The sequence below is a fragment of the Arcobacter sp. AHV-9/2010 genome, assembly GCF_004116575.1.
Taxonomy (GTDB): Bacteria; Campylobacterota; Campylobacteria; order Campylobacterales; family Arcobacteraceae; genus Aliarcobacter; species Aliarcobacter skirrowii.
Genome location: NZ_PDKH01000001.1, coordinates 340,359 through 357,091 on the forward strand (window position 1 = coordinate 340,359; position 16,733 = coordinate 357,091).

Below are 16,733 nucleotides of genomic sequence, written 5' to 3' on the forward strand. Positions count from 1 at the left end.
GATTTCCTTTTCAGTAAGAGTCAGATATGTTTTTTTTAAAAACCCAATATTTTAGCAAAAAGATTATAATAGAGAGCTTGATTATTTCAATACTTTTAAGTGCTTTTATCTATTTAGCACACTTTAATATTGAGCTTAAAATAGTTGATTCTATTTTTGCTGTTTTAGGAGTTTTTTTACTTCTAAAAGCTTCAAGAGCTGTTATGTTTTTTTCTGGATTTTTTGTAGGAATCTTTTGGTTTTGGTGGTTTGCTGTTAGTTTGCAATACTATGATTTAAACTATTTAGCTCCTGTTATAATTTTTGGATTAGCTATATCATATGGATTATCATTTTTAGCTCTTGGAGTATTTAAGAATTTATATTTAAAAGCTATTTTAATATTTTTGTATCTATTTTTTGCACCTTTTGGATTTGATTGGTTAAAACTAAATTTAGCTTTTATAAACTCTTACTTCTCAAGCTCTTATTTGGCTTTTGCACTTATTTTAACTGCTTGTTTAATTGTTTTAAAAAGTAGTTTAAAAAACCTAAGAGTAGTTGCAATTTTACCTTTGATTTTTGCACTAAATATTTTTGAAAAAGAGCATATTGTTGAAGATAGTGATATAAAAATATATTTAAGCCAATTTAATATAAACCAAGATTTAAGATGGCAAAAAGAGAATTTTGCACAAATAAATAAAAAGATATTTGAAAAAATAGATTATGCAATAGAAAATAACTATGATGTAGTAGTTCTTCCTGAAACTATTTTTACTTTAGTTTTAAATGAAAACTATATTTTAATGGATAGATTACTAAATTTATCAAACAAAATTGATATTGTTGCTGGATCTATCTATAAAGATGAGTTTGGATATTTCAACGCTTCATATTTTTTTAGTAAAAACCAATTTGAAGTTGCAAAAAAAGTTGTGCTTGTTCCTTTTGGAGAGGAGATTCCATTGCCTCAATTTTTTGTTGATTTAATAAATAATTTGTTTTATGGAGGTGCTAGTGATTACTCAAAAGCCAAAAAACCAACTGATTTTTTAATAAAAGATAGTTTGTTTAGAAATGCTATTTGTTATGAAGGAACAAATAAAAAGATTTTTGAAAATCTAAATGGTGTTAAAAATATGATTATGATTTCAAATAATGCTTGGTTTACACCTTCACCTGAACCAACACTTCAAGCTTTACTTTTAAAGTATTATGCAAAAAAATATGGTGTTACAATTTATCATGTAGCAAATGGAAGCAAGAATATGGTTATAAAACCTAATTAAGGTACAAAATAGAACATCAAACCAAATTTAAAAATATCTTGCTTTGATGTTAAATCATTGTTTTGATACTTCAAGCTCAAAGATAGATCTTTTATAAGTTTTATTGTAGAAAATGCTTCAAGTTTTTTATTCTCAAAACCTTTATCATATTTTGCATATCTATAATCAACTCCTAGTTTTATATCTTTGAAGTAGTTTGTAACAGCTCCAACTCTAGCACCTATTGAGTAGTCTTGATTGCCTGAAAGAAAATATGCATTAGTATCTAAAAGTGTATATAAAAATCCATACTCTTCTTCAAAAGTAGCACCAAAACTAGGATTTATTTTAAAAGAGTCTTTATCATCTATAAACTTCTCATATCCTGTATCTATACTCCAAGTAAGTGGTTTAAAGATTTTATCTCTAGGAGAGAATGACTCTATTTTTAAAAGTGTTATCTTATCAACTTCTACATCTTCATCTTTTTTCTTTTGTAAACTAAACTCAAAAAAATCTATATAAGCACCTTGCAAGTAACCATCTTCTAAATCGTAAATATTATGATAGGCTGGTTTAATTGTAAAATTAAAGCTATCGTTTGTATCATAGTATAAAGAAGCTCTTGCAGAGCCGTGAGATTTTAGAGGATTTATTGGAGTTTGCACATCAAAAAAAGATGGTTTATTGTATTGGCTTCTTTCTTTTAAAATATTTAAATAGTTTTTTACATACTCATCTTTTTTTGTACCCTTTTCGCTTCTTAAATATTGTGTATAGGCTATTTTAAAATCAAGATATGAGATTTTATCATCAGCAGATAAATTATCATTTAGTGGTAGATTTTTGTTTATATAATCATCTATAAAATCTCTGTTTTCTATCTTTTCATTTAAAATATATTTCATCTTTTTAAGATTTGAGTATCTATAGTTTGAACCACTTATTAAACCATTTTTTTCAACCAGTTTAATAGTATCAAGAGGTATTGCTTTAAAGGTAAAATTATCTGTTAACTCTAAAGATGGTCTAGCTATTTCTAAAAGCCACAAAAGAGCATAAGAGCAGTTCTCTTTAAAGAAAAAATAGTCTGCATATGAGTCTTTTAGCTCCCATGCATGAAGAACTAAAACATCTATCTCCTCTTGATTAAAATTTAAATCATACTCCCAAACATCTCTTTGCTCAATATTGTTATATGTTTTTAACTTCTCATAATATGGCAAAATAGAGTACTGACCCTCATATCCACCAAATACACCTTTAAAAGCAAAAACTAAACCATTTTTCTCATTCGTTTTTGCTGCATAGTTTAAGGCATTTGATAAAAGTGGTGTATCTTTTTTGCTTGATAGTTGTAAAAAAGTGTGCCCATACATAGATGCTGGTGAGTTTATATGAGAGCTTGGAAATACCAAAGTAATATGTTTAGCCTCTAACTCTTTTTTATACTCATCTAACTCTTTACACTCATAATATTTTATCTGCTCTTTTAAATTTGGAATAGTTTTTTCCAACCAAGATACTCTTAATGGAAATCTACACAAAATATCTTTTTCGCCACTTTTTAGTGCATTTATAGTCTCAAATAACTCCTCTTTTAAATCATATTTTCCATTTTTTGATATAAAAAAGTTAGTTGAATCTATTTCGCTACTACTTCCTTTGTAGTGTAGAAGTTTTTTAAAGTAGTTATCTTCAAAAACTCTATTTTCTAAAATATACTCTTGAATTTGATCTGATGATTGTAGTGATAAAGTAAAAAAGCAACAAAATATAAAAATATTTGTTGCTTTTTTTAAAAAATTAGATAAGTTTTGCAATATTGTCAATAACTTCCGCTGAACTTACATTTTCATTTGCATAAATAGAAGTGAAATTTGCTTGTAATTTAGAAGCAAAAGTTGCTCTATCTTCAATGTTCATTAAAGTTGCAACAGTATTTAAAGTCTCACCATTTCCAACTGAAATATCCATTGCTAATTCATCCATATTTTCATTAATAAATCTGTGTAATTTATCATTTGATACAAATGATGCTGGTTGTTTACAATTTAATGTACCACTTGTAATACCAAATGTTTGGTTTCCTGAAGTTCCATTTGTTGTTACTGCAAGAACTTGCATAATTGTTGTGCTTTGGTCTTTAATAACTATTGTACCAAGTCCACACCCCGTATTTGTATTGTTTGCATATAATGAACTTGCCATTAGAACTGAAGCTGCCGCTAAAACTACTTTTTTCATATTTTCTCCTTTTTTAAAGTCTTAAATCATATTAGAATTTTTCTTTATACATTCTTATAAATTTTATTTTATATCTTAATATTTTAAATTATCAAAGTATTAAACATGAAAAAATTATTTAACTAGCACTTTTAAAAGTGCTAATTATATTTATTGAATATCTTTTCAATTATCTCATCTTTACTCATATTATTTTCTATTTGCAATTTTAAAGCAAAGTCTAAAATCTCTTTAAACTCTTTTGATTCTTTAAATCCCAAAGATATTAAATCTTTTCCTTGTACAAATATTTTTAGAGGTTTATCAAAAATATCTAGTTTTTTAGATAGTTTTTCTATTTTTTTAATATCTTTTTTCTCTAAACTCTTTTCAAGCAAAATCAAATCTTGTAACTTTAAAACCAAAGATAGCTTTTTTAACTCTTTTTCATCTAGTTTTGTTCTATTTTTGCAAAGAGTTAGAATATTTTTAATTAGATTTTTATCATCTGTAATATTTTGCAAAAAATTTAAAATATCATTTTCTTTTTGATTTTTTAAAATAAGTGCAAAAAATAGATATATTTTTCTAAACTCATCAAAACTCTTTTTGTTTAAATATTTTGCCAATTTATCAATAGCTTTATAAGAGGATTTAAAAGAGATAAAAAATATTTTAAACTCATCAAAGAGTTTTAAAGCAACACTTGGTTTTTTTGATTTTAGAAAAATCTTTTTAAACTCATCAAAGACTCTCTGTTTTGGCAGATGCTCTAGCTCTTTATTTTCTACTATTTTTTTACAAAGTTTTTTTGTTTTTTTTGATATTTTGAAATTGAATCTTGAAGCAAAGCCAATAGCTCTATAAACTCTTAAACTATCTTCTATAAAAGTTGTATCATCTATATGTTTTATCTCTTTTTTTTTTAAATCTTTTATTCCACCAAATGGATCCAAAAATCTATTTTCAAAATAGTCATAACCAATAGAGTTAATAGTAAAATCTCTTCTTCTACTAGCCTCTTTGTAGCTTAAATTTGAGTCTAAAGATACTATAAAATCTGTATGTTTAAAGCCACTTTTAACCTCAGTTCTAGGAAGTGAAAAATCAAAATCTAAGTTATTTAGACTTAATTTCAAAACTCCAAATGATTTTCCAACTACTTTTGGCTCTTTATATTTTGAGATAATACTTTTTAAACTATCTATTGAGTCTATATTGTAAACTTCAATATCATAATCTTTAATCTCTTTATTTAAAAAACTATCTCTAACACAGCCACCCACAACAATAGGTTTGGCTTGTGTTGATTTTAAATCTTTAAAAATATTCTCTAATACTTTTGGTATTTTAATCTTTTTGATAGTGATGAACATCTTGTTGTGGATATGGAATAGTAATTCCCTCTTTATCAAATACCAATTTAATATTTTCTATTAAGAAAAATCTAACTTCCCAATAATCAGGTGTATTAACCCAAGCTCTAACAACAAAATTTACAGATGAATCAGCAAGTTCCGAAACAGCAACTGTGATACCTTTATCAACTAATATCTTCTTATGTGATGTAAGCAGATTTGTTAATAAATCTTTTGCTTTTTTAATATCATCATCATAAGATATACCTACAACTAAATCAACTCTTCTTGTGTCAAAGGCATTTACATTTGTAATTGAGCTACTTGTAATTGAGCTATTTGGCACAACAATTCTTTGATTATCTCCTGTTACAAAAACTGAGTTAAAAATACCAACTTCACTAACAATTCCAGTTACTCCACCAGCTGTAACAAAATCTCCAACTCTAAATGGTTTAAATATTATAATCATAACACCAGAAGCAAAATTTCCTAAAGAGTCTTTTAGTGCTAAACCAACAGCCAAACCAGCAGCTCCAAGTATTGCTAAAAATGATGTTGTAGTGATTCCAAGTTTATTTAAAGATGCAAGAATAACAGCTGTAATCAGAGCATAATAAGCAATATTTTCTAAAAATTTAACTAAAATCTCATCCATTCCATCAATTTTTCTCAATAACTTACCTAAAACTTTAACAACTCTATTTACAATCCACTTTCCAACAAAAAATATTAAAAGTGCTAAAAAAATAGACCACGAATACTCTAAAAGAGTATCTAAAATATTTTGAGGAATAAAAGATGAAAAATCATTTTTTAAAACCTCAACACTATTTTCTATATTTGATATATCCATAAAAAACTCCTATTTTGTAATTTCTAAAATTTTTGCAACAACTTCTGTGACTTTTACATCAACTTTTTCTAAAGTTCTTCTATCTACCAATTCAACTAAACCTTCACTTAATTTTTTTCCAATTATTATAGCATATGGAAAACCTAAAAGCTCAAAATCACCCATTTTAAATCCAAATCTAGCATTTACTCTATCATCTAAAATAGTCTCAATTCCTAATTTTTTTAAGCCTTGATAAATATCTTCACCAACTTTTGCTTCATCTTCATTTTTTGAGTTTGAAACAATAATATCTACCATAAAAGGAGCTGTCTCTTTTGTCCAGATACAACCTTTGTCATCGTGGTTTTGTTCAATAACAGCAGCAACTAATCTTGAAACTCCTATTCCATAACACCCCATAATAAATGGTTTTGCTTTTCCATTCTCATCTAAAAAGTTTGCATTCATAGCTTGTGAATATTTTGTTCCAAGTTGGAAAATATGCCCTGCTTCAATTCCTTTTGTATAAGACAATTTTCCACCACAACAAGAGCAAGTATCACCCTCTTGAACAGTTATTAAATCAGCATATTTTATATTTTCAATTGCACTTAAATCAACATTTACCATATGATATCTAGCTTCATTTGCTCCACAAACCATAGCTTTTGAATCTTTTAATTCACTATCAACAACAAAAATTGTATCTTTTGGTAAATCAACTATTCCACAATATCCAGCAACTAAACCACTCTCTTTTATCTCATCTTCAACAGCATCAATAAGCTCCAAAGCATCTATGCTATTTTGTGCTTTTGTCTCTTCAAGCTCATCACTTCCTCGCACAAAAAATACTACAATTTTAGCTTTTTCTTTAAAAATTGCTTTTTTTATAACTGCTTTTATAGTTTGCTCTTTGCTTACATTTAAAAAGTTTGCAATATCTTCTATTGTTGTGCAGTTTGGAGTCTCTACTTTTTCTACTTTTTCTAGCTTTTCTGCTTTAAAATCATATTTTTTTACTTCTCTTTTTGCAGCTTCAATATTTGCAGCATAAGAGCAAGAGTCACAAATAACAATTGTATCCTCTCCACTATTTGCAAGAACATGAAACTCTTTACTTCCACTTCCACCAATAGCTCCACTATCAGCCTCTACAACTCTAAAATCAAGACCTAATTTTGTATATATTTTTTTGTAAGTTTCTTCCATAAGATTAAACTCTCTTACTAAATCCTCTTCATTTGAGTGGAAAGAGTAACCATCTTTCATCAAAAACTCTCTACCTCTCATAAGTCCAAATCTAGGTCGTGCTTCATCTCTAAATTTTGTATTTATTTGATATAGATGAAGTGGTAAATCTTTGTATGAAGTAACTCTATTTTTTACCATATTTACAACTGACTCTTCATTTGTAGGGCTTAAAACAAAACTTCCACCTTTTCTATCTTTAAATCTTAACATCTCACTTCCCATAGTAAGATCTCTTCCTGACTCTTCCCAAAGTGTTAAAGGTGTTACAAATCCAAATTGAACCTCTAAAGCTCCTGCTTCATCCATCTCATCTTTTACAATTTTTTTAATCTTCTCTAAAACAATTTTTCCTAATGGCATAAAATCATAAATTCCAGAACCATTTTGAGATATAAAACCACCTTTGATTAAATATTGATGAGATGGTAGTGTTGCATCACTTGGAGTCTCTTTTGTTGTTGGTATAAAAAGTTTGCTAAATTTCATCTAATTTTTTCCTATAATTTATATATTTTTATTTAAGTGTTCACATTTATAATCTATCTCTTGTACATTTTGAGAAAACATATTTTGAACCGAACTTACAACTAAATCACAATGCTTTGTTCTTGATATAGTTTTAAGTTGTTTTGCTGGATTGTGTAGATATTCAGTTATAACTGTTTGACAAAGTTTTCTAATATTATCTTCATAATCTTTTGGTACATAACCTTTTTTTATAGCATTTTGAAGTTTTTTATCAATTATTTTTTCACCTTTTAGATACAAATCTTTAATTAGTGGCTCTAAATCTAAACTCTTTAACCAATCAAAAAACTCTAAAGTTGATTGACCCACAATCGTATAAGCCTCTTTTGCTTGAGCTGATCTTTGAGTCATATTTGAATTTACAATCTCTTGTAAATCATCAACACTATAAATTTCTAAATCAAACATTGCTATATCCTCATCAATATCCCTTGGAACTGCAATATCAAACCAATATCTGCTTACACTTGAGCTTGGAGTGTTATCTTGAGTAATTATTGGATATGGAGCACTTGTTGCTGTTATCATAACTGGCATAATCTCAAGAAGTTCCTCAAGTTTAGAGTAAGGCTCTACTTCTATATTCTCTTCAAAAGTTGAAGCTAGATTTTTAGCTTTTTTAATATCTCTACTAACTATTGTAACACTAAATCCTGAAGTTAAAAGATGTTTTACAGCCAATTCACTCATAGTTCCAGCACCAATTACAAGTGCTTTTACACCTTTTGTATCGCCAATTAGCTCTTTTGCTTTTGCAACAGCAGTTGAAGCAACAGAAACAGAACCTGTCCCTAAGCTTGTAGCAGTTCGCACCTGCGCTGCACACTTAAAAGCATAGTGCATAACTCTTGAAATACCTTGATCACAATAGTTTCTAGCTTGTGAAAATCTAAAAGCATCTTTTAACTGTCCTACAATTTGAGTCTCACCAATAACTAGTGAATCAAGTGCAGATGCAACAGAAAACAGATGGTGAACTGCAACATCATTATCGTAAATATCAGCTCTATCATATAAAAATTCGTAATTTAATTTTGAATAGTCTGATAAGTTTTCAATTATATTTTTACTACTTTGTTTTACATTTGAACTTTTTGAAATAATCTCAACTCTATTACAAGTTGAAAGTAAAACTAACTCTTTTGTAGATTCAAAATCCAAAAGTTTTTTTATAAATCTATCTTTCTCTTCATCACTATTAAATGCTAGTTTCTCTCTTTGTTTAATATCCAAATTTTTATGTGAAAAACTAATTACTAAATAACTCATATTAAAAATCTCTTTCTATCATAGCTTTCATAATATTTATTAACTCTTCGCTATTTTTTTCATCTTTTATAGATGAAATAGCTAAAAGCCCAGTCTGTTTTGCCTCTTTTATTGCATCATTTAAAGCATTTGTATTTTGCATTTGAGTTTTTATCCAATTTAGCTCATCTTCATTTAAAGATTTTTTATATAAAGATTTCAAATAATCTTTATCTTCAACTCTTTCATATAAATATAGATATGGAATAGTCACTTTTCCTTCTACAAAATCAAGCATTGCTGGTTTTCCAAGTGTTTGGCTATCTTGTGTGATATCTAAAATATCATCAATCATTTGAAAAGCAAGTCCAAGATTTTTACCATAAGATGCATATTTTTCACTATCAAGACCAGCTATTATTGCTGCACTTCTAGCACTAGCTTCTATTAAAGAGGCTGTTTTTTTATAAATCATTGTTAAGTATTTATCGTATGAACTGTTAAATGAGTCTGTTAAATCAACATCCATCATCTCTCCAATACTTAGTTCCGTTACCGCATTTGAAACATAGTATGCAACTTTTTTATCCATTTGAGATAGTTCTGTAAAGGCTCTTGAGTATAAAATATCTCCAAACATAATTGAAGTTTTATTATCATATAAAGCATTAATAGATGGCTTTCCTCTTCTTGTATCTGCTTCATCTATCACATCATCATGTAAAAGTGATGCTGCATGAATCATCTCTACAACTGCACAAAGCTTTATAGTTTCACTATTAACTCCAGCGATTTTGAGTATAAGTTTACTTCTTAACATCTTTCCAGTTGCCAATTTTTCTAATAAATCCAAAGCCTTTGGGTAAGAGCAAACTTCTAAAAACGCCTTTATCTGATTTTTTACTTCTTCTAAAACTTCCATTTAACTATCCAATCTACTAATAATATCTCCAGAAACTTCCATATAAAGCCCTTTTTTAGCAGAGTTAATTTCTGAGTGATTCTCTAATTTAAACTCATTTATATATGAGTTTATATCAAAATCTTCATCTTTATCTTTGCTTACAATTAACTCTAAAATAGCAAGTTTTTCAAAAACTTTATCTATCTCATCTTCAACTAAATCTCTGTGAGTCTGCTCTAAAATATCAAAAAATTTTGATTTTGGGCTACCAAAGAATATATCATCTTCATCTTCAGTAAACCAATCTTTAAATTTACTCATTATTTGTTTTCCAATCGCACTCTAACACTTTTTGCGTGAGCTGTTAAACCCTCTGTATCTGCCAAAAGCGCACAAGGTTCACCTAAATCATTTATAGCATTTTTTGAGAAACTAATAATTGAACTTTTTTTAAGAAAATTCTCTACATTTAAAGGACTATAAAATCTTGCTGTTCCACCTGTTGGCAAAGTGTGATTTGGTCCTGCTATATAATCTCCAATTGGCTCAGGAGTATTTTCACCTAAGAAAATTGCTCCAGCGTGTTTTATATAAGCAAGTAGTTCAAATGGATTTTTTGTCATAACTTCTAAGTGCTCAGGTGCTATCTTATTCATAAGTTCAACTGCTTCTTCCATATTTGAAGCAACAATTATAACACCTCGTTCATCTATTGATTTTTTAGCAATCTCATATCTGCTTAAATTTGCTAAAAAATTATCCACCTCTTTGCTTGTACTCTTCGCCAAATCTTCACAAGTAGTTATTAAAATCGAACTTGCCATCTCATCGTGTTCTGCTTGAGATAATAGATCTATTGCAATATAGTTTGCTTTTGCACTCTCATCTGCTAATATTCCAATCTCGCTAGGACCTGCAATCATATCAATATTTACTTCCCCAAAAACAAGCTTTTTGGCAGTTGCTACAAATATATTTCCAGGACCAGTTATAACATCTACTTTAGGAATTGTTTGTGTTCCATAAGCCATAGCGGCAATTGCACTTGCTCCTCCTACTTTGTAAACTTTTGAAACATTACAAAGGTGACAAGCTGCTAAAAGTAGTTCATTTACCTCATTATTTGGAGTTGGTGTACAAACAACTATCTCTTTAACACCAGCAACTAAAGCTGGAATTGCATTCATTAATAAAGAGCTTGGATATGCAGCTTTTCCACCTGGAATATAAAGTCCAGCTTTGTCAACAGCTGTTACTTTTTGTCCTAAAATAGTTCCATTCTCTTCAAAATCTATCCACGATTTTGGAAGCTGTTTTTCGTGATATGATTTGATTCTATCATAAGCTTTGTGTAAAGAGTTTTTTAAATCTTGAGGCAAATTATCATAAGCTTTTTTCATATCTTCTTGAGAAATTAAAAGCTCATCATCACTCTTAACGCTCCATTTATCAAATTTTTCAATATGTCTTTTTAAAGCCTCATTTCCATCTTCAATAATCTCATCTATAATATTTGAAACTATTTTTGAAACACCTTTTATATCACTTTTTGCTCTTTGTAAAATATTTTCAAACTCAATATTAAAGTTTGAATCTTTTGTATTTATTATTTTCATTTTATCTGTCCTAAAATATCTATTACTATATCTTTTAAATCTCTATTTTCAACATCAACCACAATATCAGCAACTCTTTGATACTCTAAAACTCTTGTATTATAAAGCTTTAAAGCCTCTTTTTTATCTTGTAGAAGTGGTCTTTTTTTTAACTTATTTTTTGCATTTGGTGCTTTTTTAATTCGTTTTAAAATTCCTTCAAATGATGATTTTAGGTATATAACAGTTCCTATATTTTTAAGATTTTCTTGTTTATAAAATCCACCACCAGTTGAAATAATAGTGTTATCAACACTATTTTCAAGCCACAAAGCAGTCTTTTTTTCTAAGTTTCTAAAAAAAGCTTCACCTTCAATGGCAAAAATCTTTTTAATAGCTCTATTCTCCATACTCTCTATTAAATCATCTGTATCAATTGCGTACATTGAAGACTCTTTAACCAAGGCTCGTGCAACTGTGCCTTTTCCAACACCCATAAATCCAATTAGTATAATATTATTCTTTTTCATAGTCGAAGATTATATCTAAATATTGGTAAATTTATATCTATAACGCTCTAGCATTGTCTCATTTCCAATAAGACCACCTTGATGAATATATAAAAAAATATAATCATCTTTTTGTTTAAAACCCTTCACATAATTTTCAAAAACAATCCAACCTAAACTATCATAAAGCAGATCAAACTCAATATTTGTCTGTTTTAAAAGCTCTAAATGTTTTAAATATAGCTCTTTGTATAATTTTCCAAAATGGTATTTTTTATCTTTTTTTAAAATTGTTGGATGATTATTATCTTCCAAAGCAAAAAACTGTTTTTTTAAATAGTCATCATCGCCTACACATGAGTTTGTAAGAACTTCAAATGGCAAATAGTGTTGCAAATACAAAGCTGTTGTTCCAGTACCACTTGGCAAAAATATTTTCAGTTTTTTGCCCTCTATATTTTGCTCTTTTGCCCAAGATTTTATCTCATTTGCTAAAATCTCTATTCCATATTTTGCCTCTTTTACGGCACCTCCTTCAGGTATAAAAAGCTCATTTTGTTGAAAAGTTGTAGGAACTTCACCAATAACTAAATTCATACCATTTTCTAAAGCTTTTTTATAATTTCCACTTGGATTTGTTTTTAAAAAATCTGGAATATGCGATATATAATAATCAAATTTTAGATTTTTTAATTTGCATAAAACAGATAAAGAGTACATTGCATTTGATTGATTTGAGCCATGAGAAATAATTTTTTCTATACCTTTTAAATCATTTTTTAAAAAGTAGTAAAATTTTCTAGCCTTATTTCCACTAAAATCACAATCAAGCTTGTCATCTCTTTTTACAAAATATTTTTGATTGTTTAAAATAATTTCATCTATTGCTGAGTTTATATAGTTCATAAAAGTAATTCTATCATCAATTAACAAAAAATTTTGTACAATACAAGAAAAATGAAAAAGGCTATTTATGAACTTAATGGAGTATATTGATAAAGGTGGAGCAATTGTTTATATATTAATTTTTTTAAATATTATTGGTTTTACAATAATTATTTGGAAATTTACAACTCTTCCTCAAGTCAATAAAATTATCTCAAAAATTGCACAAAATCTTGATTTAAATGGTTCAATTTCTGCACAAATTGAGTATGAGATTAAAAAGTTAGAAACAGGTCTTACAATTATAAAAAATATTGCAATAGTAGCTCCACTTCTTGGACTTTTGGGAACTGTAATTGGAATTTACACATCTTTTGAAGATATTACACAAAAAGGTTTGGGTGATCCTACAATTTTTTCAGGTGGAATTGCGATTGCACTAATTACTACAATTGCTGGAATTATAGTATCAATTCCTCACCAAATTGCATACAATCACTTCATATCTTTAGTTGATAAAATAGAGATAAAAGCTAAAAAAGAGCTAATCAAAGAGTCTAAATGAAAAGAAGAGAGCCTTTAGGACTTGATTTAACACCTATTATTGATGTTGTTTTTATTCTTTTAATCTTCTTTTTGGTTACAAGTGTTTTTAAAAAAGAGGAACTAGCACTCATGCTTGATTTACCAAAAGCCAATGCAAAAGAGTTAGCGGTAAAAAAAGAGCAGATTTTCATAGAGCTTAGTGTTGATAAACTTGCTATTAAAGGTATTGAAGTATCTTTTGACTCTTTAGAGGATAATTTAAAAGCTATTGAGAATAAAAATGATGCAGTAATTGTGCGAATTGATAAAAAAGTACCTTATGAAAGAGTTGTTAAAGTTCTTGATTTGCTTCAAAAATATAGTTTGAATAATTTGGCTTTGGTTACGAATGAGGAGAAAAAATAATTTAAATATCTTTAAATATTTTTTCTTTTACATAAGAAGCATTTAGCCAAAAGCAGTGTTTTGTATAAAATTTTTCTCGTGTAAGTTTATCTTCAATAGGTAAAGCAAAAACATCTTGACTATTTTGTCCATGAGGTCTTACATGTGAAATGTCATTATCTTTTTTACCTGGAAAATTTGTATATCTTTTTATTTTCCCATTTTTGTCAGTTTTTATCTCTTTAACTATATTTCCACTTATTATTACTTTTTTTGTATCTATCCACATTTTTCTAACAATTTGTAAATCATCATTACTTATATTCCAAAATTTTACTTTTTCTAGTTTTAATTCATCTCCATAATATTTAAAAAATATAAATATAAATTTTTTTTCTAAAATTTCTTTGAATTCTGAACTATTCCAATTTTGCTTTATAATATCTTCATACTTAAAAGCCTTAAAAGATATATCTTCTTTTGGAAGATTATTATTTTTTAATCGTACAGTTCTAACTTCAATATCAGCTTTTTTAAACTCTTCTATTTCACAATCTTGCTTAATATTTAAAATAGCTTTTGTCAAATTAGCATAAAAATTTTTAGCTTTAGAATTTAATTCAATATTTAAATCATTAATAATTTGAGAAACTGTTTTTCCATAATAAGCTTTAAATTTATCTAAAATAACCTCTTCAAAACTTTTTTTCTTTAAAACTTCTAAGTTATCAATTACCTTTCCATATTTTTCTTTATTACCACTTAAACTTGCAATTATATGGTTTACATATCCCTGTTTTAATGAAAAAGCTCTCTGCTTTGCTTTTATGTTACTATTTGGTTGTTCTCTTTTATTACCACCTTTTGAACCTTTTGTACAAGCACCTAAATATAAAGTATCTGCTTCTGAAAGTTCATGTGCTTTTCCATTTAAGATTTTTTCTTTTATTCTCAAAAAATCTTGTTTAATTAACTCTAAATCTAAACTAGGAAAATTCCATTCATCAACAATTTTAATCTTGTAATCAAAAACTGTTTCATCAACTTTATGTAGATAAAAAACTAATAGTAAGTTTTTATTTTTTTTATAAAAAGAACTAAATTCAAAATCTTGATTTACTATATCCATATAGTTTATAATATTTAGTACTAATCTCTCTTTTGATACGAACTTTAGGTTTTTTAGCTCTTTCAAAGGTGAACTTTTTAACTCTAATTTTGCTAAAGAAAAATCTGGTTCTTCTAAACTATTTGGTTCATATAAAAAATAATATTTCTCCAAAAATTGTCCAAACCCACCTTTATTTTTACCATTACTTATATCTTTTGGACAAAACTCTTTTAAATTTTTTCCAATAAGTTTTTTTGCATAAGATATTATTGAATCTTTTGATGATGGATTATAAGGCAAACTAATCAAGAAGAATCTCCTTTCTTAACTCTTTTCCTAATTTTTCGATAACTCCAATAACCAAAGCATTTCCCATAAGAAAAGCTCTTTTTGTATCACTTACTCCTAGGGTATGATTATCTGGAAACATATTTAATCTTTCTAACTCAATTGGTGTTAATCTTCTATACTTATTATTTACAAAAATAACATGTTTAAATCTTGATGCACTAGAACCACCTTCAGCAGTTATAATTGTTCTTGAAGGTTTTTCTAAACTATCTGGAAAACTCATCGAGCCTTCACTATAATTATACTTATGTCCTGTAGTTTTATTAACTCTTTCAAAAGATTTAGCACCTTTTTGATATTTCCACTTTTCAAGTTCTACTTCATCTATAAAAAACTCTTTTGAAATTTTATTTTCATCTTTTTCAATAATATCACCTAAAGTTACAAAATTTCCTTGATAATTCTCATCAACTTTAGAAGTAAAATATTTTCCATCAATCATAAAACCAGCTTCTAAAAATGGATTGTTTAAACTATTATTTAAATTGAAATTGTTTGAAATATCTACCAAATTATCACTTAAAGAATATTCAAAAATATTATTTATTTCTTTTATTGGAAATGATTTTGCAAATATTCCTTTTTTCTCTAAAATATTTTTTGGAGTTTCATCTTTTAATTTATTATAAATTGCTGTTTCGTTTTTATAACCAAGAATAAAAATTCTTTTTCTTCTTTGTGGCATTCCATATAAACTTGCATCAATTACTCTCCACTCAACCATATATCCTAAACTATTTAAAGAAGATAACATTAAAGCAAAATCTCTACCTCTTTGTGAAGCTGGTGACTTAAGAAGTCTATCAACATTTTCTAATAATAGGTATTTTGAAGCTTTCTCTTTTTTTTCTTCAAGAATTCTATAAATTTGCCACCAAAGAACACCTTTTTTACCAACAATACCTTGTGCATTTTTTAAGATACTTGCAACTGAATAATCTTGACAAGGAAAACCACCTACTAGTAAATCATGGTTTGGTATTTCATCTATTGATACTTTACTTATATCTTCATTTAAATGGTTTTCAAAACCAAATCTAGCACAATATATATCACTAGCATGTTGAGCTTTAGTGCTTGGTTCCCATTGATTACTCCAAACAATTTTATAATCATTTGATGCTCTTTGTAATCCTAATCTAAAACCTCCTACTCCTGCAAAAAGCTCAATTGTTCTTATTGTACTTTTTTCTGTTATTTCTTTATTCATATTTGATTTTTCTTCCATAATACTTAAGATTGAAAATAAATTTGACAATTTCATTTTTAACTCCAATACTATTTTTGATTATTTTATCAATAAATTTTTAGAGAACTTAAAAATATTGCAAATTGTAATAAATTTATTTAAAATAGAGATTTTACTATATTATTATAGAATTTATATTTAATAAGGAAAAATATGAAAGATTTCATTTTTATAACTTTTGAAGGTTATACATTTCAACCAAATAGTGAAGAAATTATGCCTGATATTGAAAATATGCAAGTTATTGGTTTTTCAAAAGGATTAAATAGCAAAGAAGCTTTTGAAAATTTAAAAATAAAAAGTTCTTATTTGCTAGAAACAACTTTTAATGAGATAATTGCTATTGAGTTAAAAGATAAAAAATTTGAATATTTTAATTTAAAATAGAGGTATTGAAAGTGGAGTTCAGCTAGCTGGTTTTAAAACAACACAATTTCCAGCAGCAATTGCAGGTGCTAGTTTTCAAGCTGCCATAAGAAGTGGGAAATCACAATAAC

Annotated in this window: 17 protein-coding genes and 1 pseudogene; 4 read left to right on the forward strand and 14 right to left on the reverse strand. The window is 27.4% G+C overall.

Going from position 1 to position 16,733, the window contains the following annotated elements:
- The first annotated feature begins 26 nt into the window (after positions 1 to 26).
- Entirely contained in the window at positions 27 to 1,271 is a 1,245-nt protein-coding gene (locus tag CRU94_RS01805; RefSeq protein WP_129105116.1) for an apolipoprotein N-acyltransferase, read from the forward strand.
- Here CRU94_RS01805 and CRU94_RS01810 read toward each other — a convergent pair.
- The 11 genes from CRU94_RS01810 to CRU94_RS01860 all read right to left on the reverse strand — a co-directional run bounded on the left by CRU94_RS01810 (position 1,268) and on the right by CRU94_RS01860 (position 12,616).
- Positions 1,268 to 3,082, reverse strand: a complete 1,815-nt coding sequence (locus CRU94_RS01810; protein ID WP_258237351.1) for an Lnb N-terminal periplasmic domain-containing protein — start codon at positions 3,080 to 3,082, stop codon at positions 1,268 to 1,270. The two genes, CRU94_RS01805 and CRU94_RS01810, sit on opposite strands and share 4 nt — an antisense overlap.
- Positions 3,057 to 3,497 (reverse strand): DUF3015 family protein, encoded by a 441-nt coding sequence (locus tag CRU94_RS01815; protein ID WP_129105117.1) that lies wholly within the window; start codon positions 3,495 to 3,497, stop codon positions 3,057 to 3,059. Before CRU94_RS01815 ends, CRU94_RS01810 begins: the two co-directional genes overlap by 26 nt.
- A 140-nt stretch (positions 3,498 to 3,637) precedes the next feature.
- Complete coding sequence (locus CRU94_RS01820) at positions 3,638 to 4,852, reverse strand: CCA tRNA nucleotidyltransferase (protein WP_129105118.1); 1,215 nt, start codon at positions 4,850 to 4,852, stop codon at positions 3,638 to 3,640.
- Positions 4,827 to 5,690: a mechanosensitive ion channel family protein gene (locus CRU94_RS01825; RefSeq protein WP_129105119.1), complete on the reverse strand. Its 864-nt coding sequence runs from the start codon at positions 5,688 to 5,690 to the stop codon at positions 4,827 to 4,829. The genes CRU94_RS01820 and CRU94_RS01825 overlap by 26 nt, the downstream gene beginning before the upstream one ends.
- 9 nt (positions 5,691 to 5,699) lie before the next feature.
- Entirely contained in the window at positions 5,700 to 7,412 is a 1,713-nt protein-coding gene (locus CRU94_RS01830) for a proline--tRNA ligase (protein ID WP_129105120.1), read from the reverse strand.
- A gap of 18 nt (positions 7,413 to 7,430) precedes the next feature.
- Positions 7,431 to 8,723, reverse strand: a complete 1,293-nt coding sequence (gene hemA / locus CRU94_RS01835) for a glutamyl-tRNA reductase (protein WP_129105121.1) — start codon at positions 8,721 to 8,723, stop codon at positions 7,431 to 7,433.
- 1 nt (position 8,724) lies between these two features.
- Positions 8,725 to 9,624 carry a polyprenyl synthetase family protein gene (locus CRU94_RS01840; RefSeq protein WP_129105122.1) on the reverse strand — a complete coding sequence of 300 codons (900 nt, stop codon included), beginning with the start codon at positions 9,622 to 9,624 and terminating at the stop codon, positions 8,725 to 8,727.
- Entirely contained in the window at positions 9,625 to 9,927 is a 303-nt protein-coding gene (locus tag CRU94_RS01845; protein ID WP_129105123.1) for a DUF2018 family protein, read from the reverse strand. It lies immediately after the preceding gene.
- Positions 9,927 to 11,222, reverse strand: a complete 1,296-nt coding sequence (gene hisD, locus CRU94_RS01850; RefSeq protein WP_129105124.1) for a histidinol dehydrogenase — start codon at positions 11,220 to 11,222, stop codon at positions 9,927 to 9,929. Before hisD ends, CRU94_RS01845 begins: the two co-directional genes overlap by 1 nt.
- Entirely contained in the window at positions 11,219 to 11,731 is a 513-nt protein-coding gene (locus CRU94_RS01855; protein ID WP_129105125.1) for a shikimate kinase, read from the reverse strand. Before CRU94_RS01855 ends, hisD begins: the two co-directional genes overlap by 4 nt.
- A gap of 15 nt (positions 11,732 to 11,746) precedes the next feature.
- On the reverse strand, positions 11,747 to 12,616 hold the full coding sequence (locus CRU94_RS01860) for a 1-aminocyclopropane-1-carboxylate deaminase (RefSeq protein WP_129105126.1): 870 nt from the start codon (positions 12,614 to 12,616) through the stop codon (positions 11,747 to 11,749).
- A 67-nt stretch (positions 12,617 to 12,683) separates the two neighbouring features.
- On the opposite strand from CRU94_RS01860, the gene CRU94_RS01865 reads away from it, so the two are divergent.
- Both CRU94_RS01865 and CRU94_RS01870 read left to right on the forward strand, forming a co-directional pair.
- Entirely contained in the window at positions 12,684 to 13,160 is a 477-nt protein-coding gene (locus tag CRU94_RS01865; protein ID WP_129105127.1) for a MotA/TolQ/ExbB proton channel family protein, read from the forward strand.
- Entirely contained in the window at positions 13,157 to 13,546 is a 390-nt protein-coding gene (locus CRU94_RS01870; RefSeq protein WP_129105128.1) for an ExbD/TolR family protein, read from the forward strand. The genes CRU94_RS01865 and CRU94_RS01870 overlap by 4 nt, the downstream gene beginning before the upstream one ends.
- Before the next feature lies 1 nt (position 13,547).
- Here the strand turns inward: CRU94_RS01870 and CRU94_RS01875 are convergent, their stop codons facing one another.
- On the reverse strand, positions 13,548 to 14,945 hold the full coding sequence (locus CRU94_RS01875; protein WP_258237352.1) for a Sau3AI family type II restriction endonuclease: 1,398 nt from the start codon (positions 14,943 to 14,945) through the stop codon (positions 13,548 to 13,550).
- Entirely contained in the window at positions 14,938 to 16,251 is a 1,314-nt protein-coding gene (dcm, locus tag CRU94_RS01880) for a DNA (cytosine-5-)-methyltransferase (RefSeq protein ID WP_129105129.1), read from the reverse strand. Before dcm ends, CRU94_RS01875 begins: the two co-directional genes overlap by 8 nt.
- A 138-nt stretch (positions 16,252 to 16,389) precedes the next feature.
- Here dcm and CRU94_RS01885 point away from each other — a divergent pair, with 138 nt between their 5' ends.
- Positions 16,390 to 16,623, forward strand: coding sequence for a hypothetical protein (locus CRU94_RS01885; protein WP_129105130.1), 234 nt, complete (start codon positions 16,390 to 16,392; stop codon positions 16,621 to 16,623).
- A gap of 24 nt (positions 16,624 to 16,647) precedes the next feature.
- On the opposite strand, the pseudogene CRU94_RS09790 reads toward CRU94_RS01885, so the two are convergent.
- Positions 16,648 to 16,725: pseudogene (locus CRU94_RS09790) on the reverse strand (aldehyde dehydrogenase family protein); the annotation flags it as partial.
- Between the last annotated feature and the right edge of the window lie 8 nt (positions 16,726 to 16,733).

Coding starts and splice junctions, on each gene's coding strand:
- CRU94_RS01830 (WP_129105120.1), bottom strand. CDS start 7,412: ATGAAATTTAGCAAACTTTTTATACCAACAACAAAAGAGACTCCAAGT.
- CRU94_RS01860 (WP_129105126.1), bottom strand. CDS start 12,616: ATGAACTATATAAACTCAGCAATAGATGAAATTATTTTAAACAATCAA.
- CRU94_RS01870 (WP_129105128.1), top strand. CDS start 13,157: ATGAAAAGAAGAGAGCCTTTAGGACTTGATTTAACACCTATTATTGAT.
- CRU94_RS01805 (WP_129105116.1), top strand. CDS start 27: ATGTTTTTTTTAAAAACCCAATATTTTAGCAAAAAGATTATAATAGAG.
- CRU94_RS01885 (WP_129105130.1), top strand. CDS start 16,390: ATGAAAGATTTCATTTTTATAACTTTTGAAGGTTATACATTTCAACCA.
- CRU94_RS01825 (WP_129105119.1), bottom strand. CDS start 5,690: ATGGATATATCAAATATAGAAAATAGTGTTGAGGTTTTAAAAAATGAT.
- hemA (WP_129105121.1), bottom strand. CDS start 8,723: ATGAGTTATTTAGTAATTAGTTTTTCACATAAAAATTTGGATATTAAA.
- CRU94_RS01820 (WP_129105118.1), bottom strand. CDS start 4,852: ATGTTCATCACTATCAAAAAGATTAAAATACCAAAAGTATTAGAGAAT.
- CRU94_RS01840 (WP_129105122.1), bottom strand. CDS start 9,624: ATGGAAGTTTTAGAAGAAGTAAAAAATCAGATAAAGGCGTTTTTAGAA.
- dcm (WP_129105129.1), bottom strand. CDS start 16,251: ATGAAATTGTCAAATTTATTTTCAATCTTAAGTATTATGGAAGAAAAA.
- CRU94_RS01865 (WP_129105127.1), top strand. CDS start 12,684: ATGAACTTAATGGAGTATATTGATAAAGGTGGAGCAATTGTTTATATA.
- CRU94_RS01815 (WP_129105117.1), bottom strand. CDS start 3,497: ATGAAAAAAGTAGTTTTAGCGGCAGCTTCAGTTCTAATGGCAAGTTCA.
- CRU94_RS01845 (WP_129105123.1), bottom strand. CDS start 9,927: ATGAGTAAATTTAAAGATTGGTTTACTGAAGATGAAGATGATATATTC.
- CRU94_RS01855 (WP_129105125.1), bottom strand. CDS start 11,731: ATGAAAAAGAATAATATTATACTAATTGGATTTATGGGTGTTGGAAAA.
- hisD (WP_129105124.1), bottom strand. CDS start 11,222: ATGAAAATAATAAATACAAAAGATTCAAACTTTAATATTGAGTTTGAA.